This window comes from Corallococcus exercitus, from assembly GCF_042231735.1.
GTDB lineage: Bacteria > Myxococcota > Myxococcia > Myxococcales > Myxococcaceae > Corallococcus > Corallococcus exercitus_B.
This window is the reverse complement of the sequence record NZ_CP102577.1, coordinates 8,396,196-8,408,427: the sequence shown is the minus strand read 5'-3', so window position 1 is coordinate 8,408,427 and position 12,232 is coordinate 8,396,196. Positions and strand designations below refer to the sequence as shown.

The following is a 12,232-nucleotide window of genomic DNA, read 5'->3' as shown; positions in this document are numbered from 1 at the left end:
TCGCCGGAGGGGGCGGGGGAAGCCGTCATTCTAGTACGCGTACGTGACCATGTACTCGCGCACCTTCGCGACGATGCCTCCCCAGTTGCCGTTGGCGTAGTGGTTGTACGACTCACCGTCGTCGCGCAGGGCCACGGAGTGGTAGCTCCACTTCGCCCGGCCGTCGCTGCAAGCGGCCGTGCCCGTGTTGAGCGTGCCGCCGCAGAACCAGTCGCCCGGGTTGCAGTAGGACCCGTTGCCGCTGCCGGACACTCCGCCCGTGGAGTGGTAGGCCACCGCCTCGTCGTCCTGGCCCGGGAGGATGCCGGAGTACGCCGTGCCCTTGGAGCCGGCGAACATGTAGAACCACACGTTGCGCGTGGTGTTGTGGTTGTACATGGCGCGCGCCGTGGTGGTGACCAGGTCGCTCACCAGGGGCTCGCTCATCGCCCAGTCGCCGTGGTCCGCCAGCTCGCTGCCGCCGCCCGCGCCAGACGCCACCGCCACCCACTTGATGTTCCAGCCCGTCTGCGTGGACGTGCCCACGTTGCCGCATTCGCCGCTGGCGTTGGGCGTGGCGTTCTTCACATTTCGCGTGCTCCCGCCGTACATCGCCAGCGCGTAGCCGATCTGCAGGTCACCGGCGCTGTGCGCGGCGATGTAGCAGGAGTTGCCGCCCGTGCAGAAGCAGTCCAGCGCGTTGCGGATGCGGTAGTTCTCCGCGCCCACGCGCTGCGTGCCGTTCCAGTTGACCGCCTTCTTGTTCACGCCCGCCGCGGTGGTGGACGGCCCCCAGTAGCTGAAGTCGTTGTAGTTGCCGGCCTGCGTCTTGTTTCCGTTCCGGCCGTGGATCCACAGCGTGTAGTTCGTCGCGGCGGCCTCGGTACCCACCAGCAGCGTCGCGGCGGTCACGGCCGCGCCAATCAGCATCTTCATCGGGGTGTGTCTCCTGGCCTCTCAGGGGGATGAGAGGGCTTCCGCACGGCCCCAGGCCGGGCGAGGGGACAACCACTCTAGGGGGTGTTTCACGTGAATGCGACAACCCGAAAGTCCAGTCGTCAGTGGAAACCCTGACGCATCGCGCTGGCTGCCGGCGTCACCCCAGCGCGTCCAGACCGCCCTCTCGTACAAAGCGTTCCAGGCGCTCAAGTGCTTCTGGCAGGTTGGCGCGTCCCAACCCCAACCGGAAGTGATTGCCGGGAAAGCCATACACGTCTCCCGGCAACAACAAGACACCCTCACGGGTAATCAGTGACTCAGTGAAACGAGCCACCGGAATGTTTCGCAGCAGACGGGGGAAGGCCACGCTGCCGGCGCGCGGACGCACCCAGTGGAAGGTGTCCGCGTGGCGCGCGAAGAAGGCATCCAGCAGCGCCAGGTTCGTGGTGAGCAGGCCGCGGCTGCGCTCCAGCACGCGGTCGCGGGCGCGCAGGGCAATGAGGGACAGCAGCTCGCTGGGAGCGCTGTTGCAGAGCGAGGTGTAGTCCTTGAAGGCGCGGCAGCGCGCCAGCAGCTCCACGTCCCGGGTCGCGAGCCAGCCCACGCGCAGCCCCGCCAGGCCGAACGCCTTGGACATCACGCCCAGGCTCACGCCCTTCGCGAAGCAGGAGGCGGCGGGCGGCAGCGTGTCGTTCACGTCGTACTCCAGCAGGCGGTACACCTCGTCGGAGAAGAGGTGGATGCCGCGCGCTTCGCACAGCGCGCACAGCTTCTGGAAGGTGGCGCGGTCCGGCAGCGAGCCCGTGGGGTTGTGCGGGAAGTTCACCACGACCATGCGCGTGTCGGGGCGCAGCGCCGCGATGAGCGCGTCCAGGTCCAGGGCCCAGCCGTCCTCCTCGCGCAAGGGCAGCAGCGTCACGTCCGCGCCGGTGGCGCGCCCCACCTCGTACAGCGACTGGTAGCCCGGCCAGGTGGCGACGGCGTGCGTGCCGGGGCCCAGCAGGACGTTCATCGTGACGAACAGGGCCTCCTGCGCGCCCGCGAAGGTGAGGACGTCCTCGGAGCACAGGCCCGGGTACATCCCGGAGATGGCCTCGCGCAGCGCGGGCAGGCCGGCCGTCTCCGTGTAGCCGAGCGTCAACCCGTCCCAGCGGGCCCGGTCCTCCGGCGACGCGAGCGCCAGCAGGTCCGCCATGCGCCAGCCCTCCACGTCGGAGGCGCACAGCAGGTAGGGCGCGGCGAACTCCCAGCGCGCGAAGTACCGCTCCAGCTCGAAGTCGGGGATGCGCATCACGTCCTCCATGCCGCCTGCCTGCCCACCGGGAGGTGGAGCGGGCCACCACCTCTTGCCGGACAGGCGAGCGGACGGGCGCGCCGCCGGGAGCAGCCGGTGACGCATGCATAGCTTGAGTCACGTCCCGCTGAAGCGCTTTCCACTTCCCATAGGGAGCCCGCATGGCCTCGACGAAAATCCCGCTCACGCTCCTGGACCCGGATGGCGGGTGGGTGAATGCCCCCGTCCACGTCTCGGAGCTCGATGGACTGCCCGTCCTCCTGCACTTCTGGACCATGGATTGTGAGGACTGCGCCGCGCAGTTCGAAGCCGTGAACCAGTGGATTGTCGACTATGGACCCAAGGGCCTGAAGGTCATTGGCGTGGACGTCACCCACTCCGAGACGGAGCTGCGGGACACCAACAAGGTGGAGGGCTTCGCGCGCGAGCACGGCCTGCGCTACCCCATCGCCATGGATGACGGCTCCATGGCCAAGGCCTACGGCGTGGACAAGCACCCCGCCTTCCTCCTCTTCGGCACGGATGGCCGGCTGAAGAACCGCATTGGCGGCAAGGACGCCCTGCGCCGCATGCGCGCGGAGCTCAAGAAGCTGCCCGGCCAGGAGCCGCCCGCGCTCCATGGAGAAGTGTCCCGCGAGCAGGAAGACCAGGCCGCGGCCTCCAATCCCTAGCGCCCGGCCTCCCACCCCTTCCCTGGAGAGTCGCACCATGGCTGACCGACGACACACCGAGCGAAAGGGCTTCTCCCTGGGCGCGCTTGCCGCCGGGGTGGGAGCCGCCGTGGGGTTGAAGCGCGCGCTCCGGCCGCGCTTCAGCTTCAAGGACAAGACGGTCGTCATCACCGGCGGCTCCCGGGGCCTGGGGCTGGTGATGGCGCGCATGCTGCTGAAGGAAGGCGCGCGCGTGGCCATCTGCGGCCGGGACACCGAGTCGCTCCAGCGCGCCCACGCGGACCTGGAGCGCATCGGCGGGCACGTGCTCTCCCTGCGCTGCGACGTGCGCGACCAGGTGCAGGTGGACGCGATGGTGGGCGCCGTCCACGAGCAGTGGGGCGCGGTGGACGTGCTCATCAACAACGCGGGCGTCATCATGGTGGGCCCGCTGGAGTCCATGACGCTGGAGGACTTCGAGGAGGCGGTGGACGTCCACCTCTGGGGGCCGCTGTACACGACGCTCGCGGTGGTGCCGGCGATGAAGGCGCGCGGTGAGGGCCGCATCGTCAACGTGTCCTCCATGGGCGGCAAGCTGAGCATCCCGCACCTGGTGCCGTACTCCGCGAGCAAGTTCGCGCTGGTGGGCCTGTCGGACGGGCTGCGCACGGAGCTGGCGCAGGACGGCATCCGCGTGACGACGGCGTGCCCGTCCCTCATCCGCACGGGCAGCCCGCGCAACGCGAACTTCAAGGGCGACCACGAGAAGGAGTACGCGTGGTTCCACGTGAGCAATTCGATGATGGGCGTGTCGATGAGCGCCGAGCGCGTGGCGCGGAAAATCATCGAGGCGTGCCGCCGGGGTGACGCGGAGGCGCTGGTGGGCATGCCCGCGAAGCTGGGGGCGGTGGGACGCGCCCTGGCGCCCAACCTCACCGCGGCCGTGCTGGACGCCGTCAACCGGCTGCTGCCCCAGGACAGCACCCCGGAGCGCTACAAGGGCAGCGAGAGCGAGACGCCCCTCACCCGCTCCTGGCTCACGGAGATGAGCCGCCGCGCGGCGGAGCGCAACAACGAGAACGAGGTGTCCCTGCACTGACGCGGGGACACCCGATGAGGCCCGGTGGACGCCAGGCCTCAGGCCTTGCCGTCCATCTCCGCCAGCTCCATGCGCCAGTGGCCGCGGTGCTCGTACGCCTGCGCCAGCTGGTCGTTGAGCGCGGAGAGCATCTTCACGTTCCCGTCCTGCTCGTAGCCCTTGAGGGCCTCCGCGCAGGCGGGCACGCGGGACAGGAACGTCCTCAGCGCGTCCAGGCTCAATTCCTTCACATACATCCCGTAGCCCAGCCGCTCCAGATAGAGGGCGTTGAGCACCTGCTCGAACTGGCCTCCCACGGGGATGCTGAGCAGCGGCTTGTGCAGGTAGACGGCCTCGCTCATCAGCGTGTAGCCGCCGCCCGCCACCACCGCGCGCGCGGTGCGCAGGTCGTCGATGAAGCCCGCCTCGCTGAAGGGCCGGTAGGTGAGGTTGCCGTCCACCACGTCCTCCTTCAGGTCGCGGCGCAGGCCATACACGCGGCATGGCACGCCGGACTGCTTCAGGATTTCAGGCAGGTGCGTGTTCGTCGTCGCCGTCTGGTACACGAGCAGGTGCTCACCGGCCTCCGGCTTCGCCGCGAGGATTTCCGGCCGGAGGATGGACGGCGCCAGCGTGGTGCGGCGCTTGCGCACGGGCGGGTAGAAGAACGTCGTCGTGAGGTAGTGGAAGGCCCCGGGCAGCTTCGCCTTCACGATGGCGCGCGAGGCCTCGAAGCTCTCCTCGTGGCCCGCGAGCAGCGCCGGGTCGTGCTGGCAGCGGTTGATGATCTGCATGTTGTCCACGCTGATGACGGGCAACATGTGGCGCTTCGCGAACAGGTAGCTGAACGTCTCGAAGTCGCTCACCACCACGTCCGGTTTGAAGCCCTCCACCAGGTCGAAGTACTGGCGCACGTTCTGCGGCCAGCCCGCGACGGCGCCCTGCAGGTTCTGCAGCACCGTCTGCCACTTCTTCACCGAGTTGCCTTCATAGGCGATGGTGAGCCCCCAGATGCCGTGCACGTTCTGGAAGCGCTGGGCCAGGTAGTGCTGCGCGCGGCCCGACACCACGATGTGGACCTCGTGTTCCTTCGTCAGCGCCTCCAGCAGCACGCGCGAGCGCGTGGCGTGGCCCATCCCTTCGCCGACGACCCCATACAGGATTCGCATGGTCCGGAAGCATACGCCCGGGACGCCCTCCCCTGTCCCTTCCGGCCCGGGACGGTGCTACGCCTCCCGGTCCATGACCTCCCTGCCCTCGCCCCGGGGTGCCTCCGTCCTGCGCGCCGCGGCGCTCGGGGGCGTCGCGGGCCTCATGCTGGGCGGCCTGGGGCTGCTCGGGCTGGGCGTGCGGGCCGTCTTCGCCCCCGCTGACTGCACCCACCTGTCCCCGCAGGAGTGCCAGCTCCTCCAGGAGACGGACCGCGACCTGGGCCGCGTGCAGACGCTCTCCGGCGGGGCGCTCGTCGCCCTGGGCGCCGCCCTCTTCGCCCTCACCCGCCCGCGCCCCCCGGAGCCTCCCCATGACTCCAGCGGTTGAGAGCCCGAGGATTTCGCCGCGCCGCGCAAGCAGCCGGGCGCATTGTCCCTGTAGGTCATTTTCGCGCGCGGGGTAGGTCTACTAATTACCACTGGCCCGGCCATTAGGTTTGAGGGTAGGAGACGGCCCATGCAGCTCGAATCGTTGAAGATGTTCTGTGACGTGGTCGAGACGGGTTCGTTCTCGCGCGCGGCGCAGCTCAATCACGTGACCCAGTCCGCGGTGAGCCAGCAGATCCGCGCGCTGGAGAACCGCTATGAGCAGAAGCTGCTCTCGCGCAGCGCGCGGCAGGTGACGCCCACGCCGGCGGGCGAGCGCCTGTTCCGGGGCTGCAAGGAGATCCTGGCGCGCTTCGCGGAGGTGGAGCAGGAGATCCGCGAGCAGGCCACGGAGGTCCAGGGCGCGACCACCGTGTCCACCATCTACTCGGTGGGTCTGCACGAGCTGAACGCGGTGCAGAAGCAGCTCTTGAAGACGCACCCCAAGGTCAACATGCGCCTGAACTACCGGCGCAATGACCAGGTCTACGACGACGTGATCCTGGGCGCGGCGGAGATTGGCATCGTGGCCTATCCACAGCCGCGCGCGGGCGTGGACATCCTGCCGTTCCGCGACGACAAGCTGGCGGTGGTCTGCGCGCCCAACCACACGTTCGCCAGCAAGGCGAAGGTGAGCGTCACCGCGCTGTCGGGCGTGCCCTTCATCGCCTTCGACCGGGAAGCCCCCACGCGCAAGGCGCTGGACCGCCTGTTCCGCGAGAAGAACATCGACATCAATCCGGTGATGGAGATGGACAACGTGGAGACCATCAAGCGCGCGGTGGAGATGGGCCTGGGCGTGGCCATCCTCCCGCTCGCCACGGCCCACGCGGAGATCAAGGCCGGCTCGCTGGTGGCGAAGCCCTTCGCGGAGGGGCCGGTGTCGCGCCCCATCGGCCTGCTCATCCGCAAGGGCAAGTACCTGGACCGCGCGTCCGCCGCGGTGCTGGAGGCCTTCAAGCAGGCCGCCCTGATTCCGCACGAGGACTGAAGGCCGTCCTCGCGCGGGTCCCTTCCGCCCGGCGCTAGTAGAGCTTGCGCAGCCGGGCCGCGAAGAAGCCGTCGTAGCCCTCCGGCCCGGGCAGCGTGCGCAGCCAGGCCTGGGCGAGCGGCAGCTTGAGGCCGGGCAGCACGGGCGGCTCGGCCGTCCACTCCGGGTGGCTGCGCAGGAACATGTCCACCTGGTCCTGCCCCTCCTGCGGCTCCGGCGTGCAGACGGCATAGACGAGCAGGCCGCCCGGCGGCACCGCCTCCTGGCAGTTCTCCAGGATGCGCCGCTGGAGCGTGGCCAGCCGGGCCACGTCCTCCTCCTTGCGGCGGTATCTCAGCTCCGGGTGCCGGCGCAGCGTGCCCAGGCCGGTGCACGGCGCGTCCACCACCACCGCGTGGAACTCGCCCCAGCTCTCGGGGAACGGCTCGGACGCGTCGTGCGCGTAGGCCTTCAGGCGGCCGGACAGCCCCAGCCGCTGGGCCTCCGCGTCAATCTTCCGCAGCTTGTTGGCGTGCAGGTCCACCGCGACGACGTCGTGCGTCTCCGCCTGGTGGCAGGCCTTGCCGCCCGGCGCCGCGCACGCGTCCAGCACGCGCGCGGTCTCCGGGATGGCGCCATAGACGCCCACGAGCTGCGCGGCCTCGTCCTGCACCTGCCACAGCCCCTCGGCGTAGCCGTACACGTCCTCCACGCGGCCCACGGACGGCAGGACGATGCCCACGGGCGACGCGTCCGTGGCGCGCGCCTCCACGCCCACTTCCTTCAGCTGCGCGAGCAGCGCGTCGCGCGTCACCTTGGAGGCGTTGGCGCGGATGACGACGCCAGGCGGCAGGTTGTTGGCGACGAGCATTCCTTCCGCGCGCTCGCGGCCGAACTGGCGGATCCACCGCTCCACCAGCCAGCGCGGGTGGCTCTCGCGCACGGACAGGTACTCCACCATGTCCGTCTGGGCAGGCAGGGGCGGAGAGGGCAGCTCCGACAGCTTGCGCAGGATGGCGTTGGTGAAGCCCGCCGCGCGCCCGAGGCCCACGTCCTTGAGCGCCTGGACCGTCTCCGCCACGGCGGCGCGCGCGGGCACGCGGGTGTGGAAGAGCTGGTAGGCGCCCACGCGCAGGGCGGCCAGGACCTTGTCCTCCAGCGCGTCCAGCTTGCGGTCCGCGAAGCGGGTGATGGCGTAGTCCAGCGCGAGCTGCCGGCGGGTGGCGCCGTAGGTCAGCTCGGTGACGAGCGCCGCGTCGCGGGGGTCCTTCGGCGGCGTCTCCGACAGCACCGTGTCCAGCACCACGTTGAGGTAGGCATCCGTGGCGCGCACGCGCGACAGGATGTTGATGGCGAGGATACGGGCGTTCATCCTTCTTCCAGCCGGGTCATCAGGTCCACCAGTTGCGTGTCCGTCAGCCGGGTCGCGGGCAGATGGGACAGGGTGAGGCTCTGGAGGCTGTCCTCCAGGAGCTCGCGGTGGCCGCTCTCCGCCGGCTCACCACGCTGCACCTGCTGATACTTCGCGCGAGCCCAGGTGGCCAGCTCCGCTTCACTGAGCCGCCCGGCCAGCCGGTCCGCGATCTTCTGGCGCACGAGCGCCCGCGTGAGCAGGTCCGACGCGGGCGTGGCCCCGGCCTTCGCCGCGCGGCCCAGCGTCTTGCCCGCCTTGCCCTCCCCCTTCACGACGGTGGGCGTGGACTTGCGGCCCAGCGTCTTCAGCGGACCGCCCGCCTCCACCGTGCGCCGCAGCGAGCGCGCGGGCGCGGCCAGCGGCGTGGGCTCCGGCGCGTCGTCCTTCTTGAGCGGGTGCACGCGGCCCACCAGCTTGGGCTTCGGACGGGTGCCCTCGTCCTCCGGCCCGGCGCCCTTCTTGCGGCGGCCCAGCGTCTTCACCGGCCCGGGGATGGCGGGGTGGAAGATGCCGCTCGCGAAGGTCTCCAGGGCCTGGATGTACGGGTCGAAGCCGTGCAGCCCCAGCACCTGCATGGCGCACGCCTCCGCCACCACGGACTCGCGCGCGGGCGGCTTGAGCAGGACTTCAATGGCGGGCAGGCCCACCGCCTCCAGCGCCTCCTTCAGCGCGTAGGACGTGAAGTAGCCCGCCGGGTTGATGAGGATGCCCTCCACGTTCTTGCGCTCGGCGTGGAGCGTGTCGATGAGGACGCCCTCGTGGTTGGACTGGACGATGGTCAGCTCCAGGCCCAGGTCCTTCGCCTTCGCGCGCAGGGCCGCGTCGAGGTCCGTCAGGCGGCCCCCCGCGACGTCCTCGCGCTCCCCCAGGAGGTTGAGGTTCGGCCCGTGCAATACCAACAGCTTCATGCCCATCCGTGAGACTCCATCGCGCAAGGATTCCACATGGCGCTCGGGGGCGCGCTTACGACGTGAACGGCTGACTGCCCGGCTGCAATCTGTTTCCGGAGAGGAAGTCCGCCGCGCGCATCACCCGCTTGCCCTCCGGCTGGACCTCCAGGAAGACGACCGAGCCCTCGCCGCAAGCGACCTCGATGCCCTCCGGCCCCGCGGACAACACCGTCCCGGGCTCACCCTTCCCCGCCGCCGGCTGCATCCGGTGCACCTTGAACACCTTGCCACCCAGCAGCGTGTACGCGCCGGGCCACGGCGTGAAGGCGCGCAGGCGCCGGTCCAGCTCCACCGCGGGCTTCGTGAAGTCCAGCTTCCCGTTCTCCTTGTCGATGATGGGCGCCAGCACCATGCCCTCGGACGGCTGGGGCCGGGGCGTCAGCTCGCCACGGAGGTAGCGCGGCAGGGACTCGCGCAGGATGTCGCCGCCCAGCGCGGACAGCTTCGCGTGCAGCGTGGCGCTCGTCTCGTCCGGCGCGATGGGCAGCCGCTTCATGTCCAGCACGGGGCCGGTGTCCAGGCCCTCGTCCATCACCATCAGCGACACGCCCGTCTCGCTGTCGCCGTGCGCGATGGCCCACTGGATGGGCGCGGCGCCCCGGAAGCGCGGCAGCAGCGAGGCGTGTACGTTCACGCAGCCCTTCGCCGGAAGCGCCAGCAGGTCCTTGGGGAGAATCTTTCCGTAGGCCGTCACCACGCAGACGTCGGGGGCGTACTGGCGCAGTTCCTCGGAGAACGGCGGCGTGCGCAGCTTCTGCGGCTGGAGCACGGGGATGCCCTTCTCCAGCGCACGCTCCTTCACGGGCGGCGCGGTGACGGCGTTGCCCCGGCCCTTGGGCTTGTCCGGCTGGGTGACGACGGCCACGACGTCGCCCACGTCGAAGCAGGCCTCCAGCGAGGCCACGGCGAACTCGGGCGTGCCCATGAAGACGATGCGGGGTCGGCTGCTCATGTGAGGGAAATCTCTTGGGAGAAAGGGAGGGGGTCAGGCCACGGACTTGAAGGGGGCCGGCGGCGCGGACGTGTCCACCGCCTGGCGCTTGCGCGTGCGCAGCGCTTCCAGCGTGGACAGGGCCTCGCGGGACTCGGGCGTGGTGGCCACGTCCTTGAGGGCCTCCAGGGCCTTCTCCAGCGCGAGCGCCTCGTCCGCCTCGCGCTGGCGGATGCGGTCCACCGCTTCGCTGAAGCGCCCGAAGAAGGCGCGCAGCTCGTCCTTGCGCCGCAGGGGGCGCAGGCGCGGGTAGCGGCCCGCCGCGAGCGCCGCGACGTAGAGGCTCATCACGTGGACGGGGCCCGCCACACGGTGCGTGAAGAGGAGCCCGAACAACCCGAGCGCGATGCCCAGGCCCACGGTGGCGACGCCGGTGAGCCACCAGAGCGTCTCCTCGCCGGACAGCCCACCCTCGGCCGCCATGCGGTGCACCTGGTGGGCGAGCACGCCGAACAGCAGCATGCTCCCGGCGCCCATCCCCGTGAGCAGCAGGATGTATTTGAGCTGGAATTCTCGGTCGAGCAGGTACGTCCGGCGCACGATGGTCGGACGCGACGCGTTACGACTGTCTTCAGCAGGGGCCATGTCGTTGACCAGCGTACCCCAGGAGGTGGGGGAGGTTTGCGTCCTTCGTGAGGACAGGTCTACACCCGACGAAAGCCTGTCGTTCGGACGCAAAAGGAGCCCCATGTCCCGCTCATTCTTCGCCCTGTCCCTGGCTGTGTCCTGCCTCGCCCTTGGAGGTTGCAAGAAGGAGGACCCCAAGACGCCGGAGTACTGGCAGTCCAGTCTGGAGGGGGCGAAGCGGCCCGACGACCGGGTGCGAGTGATTGAGTCGATGCGCACGTCGGGCAACGTCAACGAGCAGTTCCTGCCCTTCCTGCACGCGCGGCTGTCCTCGGAGCGCCGGCCGGAGGTGAAGGCCGCGGTGGCCCGGGCGCTGGGGGACTTGCACCACCCCACGTCGCTGGAGCCGCTGACGGCGGCGCTGGACCCCGGGGCGTCGGACACGTCCGTGCAGCAGGTGAACAAGGCGGTGGTGGGCGCGCTGGGGCGCATTGGAGATGAGCGCGCGGTGCCGTCGCTGGTGCCCCTCCTGCGCAGCAAGGACAACTACACGCGCATCGAGGCCATCCAGGTGCTGGGCGCGATGAAGGCGAAGCCGGCGGTGGAGCCGCTCATCCAGCTGGCCACGGACGAGGCCACGGAGCCGTTCCTCAACAAGAAGGCCATCGAGGCGCTGGGGCAGATTGGCGACCCTCGCGCGGTGCCGGCGCTGATGCGCACGCTGACGAAGGAGCGCCGGGGCGTGTCGTTCTACGTGGAGAGCAGCTTCGCGCTGTTCCAGCTGGGCGCGCCCGCGGCGGACGCGCTCTTGCCAGTGCTGGAGGGCAAGGACGCGGAGCTGCTCACGTGGGCGAAGGCGCAGGGCGTGAACCCGGCCAGCTACCCGATGAAGGCCGCGCAGGTGCTGGGCGACCTGCGGGAGAAGCGCGCGGTGCCGTCGCTCTTGAAGCAGCTGTCGTTCACGCACTCGGATCCGCAGATCCAGGCGCTGGTGCGGATGCAGGCGGCGGATGCGCTGGGGCGGATGCGCGCGCCGGAGGCGGTGAAGCCGCTGGCGGGGCTGGTGACCGAGCCGGATCCGACGGTGCGGGACGCGTACGTGCGGGCGCTGACGCTGCTGGGCAGCCGGGACGCGCTCCCCGCGCTGGAGAAGGCGGCGGGCAGCGGGGACTGGTACGCGCGCGAAATCGCCGTGAAGGGCATCGTGCTGCTGGGAGACGCGCGGGAGCAGCCGGTGCTCGCGAAGCTGGCGGCGGCGGAGCCGGCGCGCACGGCGGCGGACTGCAAGGAGACGGGCGAGGAGGGGTGTGAGGACGCCGCGGCGCTGGGCAAGAAGCGCGCGGACCAGGTGCAGGGGTATGGGGCGGTGCTGGAGGCGGCGCAGGCGTGCAACGGCGACGCGGGCTGCTGGTCGCAGCGGCTGCCCAAGGCGAACGCGGTGCTGTTGCAGCGCGCGGCGCTGGAGCTGGGGCGGCTGGGCGCCGCGGACCAGGGCCCGACGCTGGCGACGCGGCTCGCCGAGCGCGACACCGAGGCGCGCGCCACGGTCATCCAGGCGGTGGACTGGCTGGCGGACGCCCCCGGCGCGGCGAAGAAGCTGCGTGAGGCGTCCCTGCCCGCGCTGAAGAAGCAGCTGGAGGACGAGAAGGGCAACTCCAACTTCGTGCGCGTGAACGAGGACCTGCGCCGGCTGCTGGTCAAGCTGGAGCGGGCGTAGCGGGTTCCCTGGCGGCGTGAAGCGCGGAGGGCACACGCAGCTGCCCTTCGCGCGGGCCGCATCCGTCACGGTCACGCGAGGCCCTGCTGGGCGCGCGCCGCATCGC

At 70.4% G+C, this 12,232-nt stretch carries 12 protein-coding genes; 5 read left to right on the top strand and 7 right to left on the bottom strand.

Annotated elements, in window-relative coordinates; translation table 11 throughout:
* Nucleotides 1-30: 30 nt before the first annotated feature.
* Both NR792_RS33800 and NR792_RS33795 read right to left on the bottom strand, forming a co-directional pair.
* A complete protein-coding gene (locus NR792_RS33800) occupies nt 31-915 on the bottom strand; it encodes a hypothetical protein (protein WP_375756832.1) in 885 nt (294 codons plus the stop codon).
* 160 nt (nt 916-1,075) lie between these two features.
* Complete coding sequence (locus tag NR792_RS33795) at nt 1,076-2,209, bottom strand: aminotransferase class I/II-fold pyridoxal phosphate-dependent enzyme (RefSeq protein ID WP_375756831.1); 1,134 nt, start codon at nt 2,207-2,209, stop codon at nt 1,076-1,078.
* A gap of 164 nt (nt 2,210-2,373) precedes the next feature.
* On the opposite strand from NR792_RS33795, the gene NR792_RS33790 reads away from it, so the two are divergent.
* A complete protein-coding gene (locus tag NR792_RS33790; protein ID WP_375756830.1) occupies nt 2,374-2,883 on the top strand; it encodes a peroxiredoxin family protein in 510 nt (169 codons plus the stop codon).
* 37 nt (nt 2,884-2,920) lie between these two features.
* Complete coding sequence (locus tag NR792_RS33785) at nt 2,921-3,961, top strand: SDR family NAD(P)-dependent oxidoreductase (RefSeq protein WP_375756829.1); 1,041 nt, start codon at nt 2,921-2,923, stop codon at nt 3,959-3,961.
* Nucleotides 3,962-3,999: 38 nt separating this feature from the next.
* On the opposite strand, the gene NR792_RS33780 is transcribed toward NR792_RS33785, so the two are convergent.
* Entirely contained in the window at nt 4,000-5,109 is a 1,110-nt protein-coding gene (locus tag NR792_RS33780; protein ID WP_375756828.1) for an MJ1255/VC2487 family glycosyltransferase, read from the bottom strand.
* Nucleotides 5,110-5,182: 73 nt separating this feature from the next.
* On the opposite strand from NR792_RS33780, the gene NR792_RS33775 reads away from it, so the two are divergent.
* Both NR792_RS33775 and NR792_RS33770 read left to right on the top strand, forming a co-directional pair.
* Entirely contained in the window at nt 5,183-5,479 is a 297-nt protein-coding gene (locus NR792_RS33775) for a hypothetical protein (RefSeq protein WP_375756827.1), read from the top strand.
* Nucleotides 5,480-5,608: 129 nt separating this feature from the next.
* Nucleotides 5,609-6,508, top strand: a complete 900-nt coding sequence (locus tag NR792_RS33770; protein ID WP_375756826.1) for a LysR family transcriptional regulator — start codon at nt 5,609-5,611, stop codon at nt 6,506-6,508.
* A 34-nt stretch (nt 6,509-6,542) separates the two neighbouring features.
* On the opposite strand, the gene rsmB is transcribed toward NR792_RS33770, so the two are convergent.
* From rsmB to NR792_RS33750, 4 genes are read right to left on the bottom strand one after another with little or no spacing between them, the layout of a single operon-like run.
* Complete coding sequence (rsmB, locus tag NR792_RS33765; protein WP_375756825.1) at nt 6,543-7,859, bottom strand: 16S rRNA (cytosine(967)-C(5))-methyltransferase RsmB; 1,317 nt, start codon at nt 7,857-7,859, stop codon at nt 6,543-6,545.
* On the bottom strand, nt 7,856-8,815 hold the full coding sequence (locus tag NR792_RS33760) for a type II 3-dehydroquinate dehydratase (protein ID WP_375756824.1): 960 nt from the start codon (nt 8,813-8,815) through the stop codon (nt 7,856-7,858). Before NR792_RS33760 ends, rsmB begins: the two co-directional genes overlap by 4 nt.
* Before the next feature lie 49 nt (nt 8,816-8,864).
* Nucleotides 8,865-9,803, bottom strand: a complete 939-nt coding sequence (gene fmt, locus NR792_RS33755) for a methionyl-tRNA formyltransferase (RefSeq protein ID WP_375756823.1) — start codon at nt 9,801-9,803, stop codon at nt 8,865-8,867.
* A 33-nt stretch (nt 9,804-9,836) separates the two neighbouring features.
* Nucleotides 9,837-10,427, bottom strand: a complete 591-nt coding sequence (locus NR792_RS33750; RefSeq protein WP_375756822.1) for a signal protein — start codon at nt 10,425-10,427, stop codon at nt 9,837-9,839.
* 103 nt (nt 10,428-10,530) lie between these two features.
* On the opposite strand from NR792_RS33750, the gene NR792_RS33745 reads away from it, so the two are divergent.
* Nucleotides 10,531-12,126 carry a HEAT repeat domain-containing protein gene (locus NR792_RS33745; RefSeq protein ID WP_375756821.1) on the top strand — a complete coding sequence of 532 codons (1,596 nt, stop codon included), beginning with the start codon at nt 10,531-10,533 and terminating at the stop codon, nt 12,124-12,126.
* Nucleotides 12,127-12,232 lie beyond the last annotated feature (106 nt).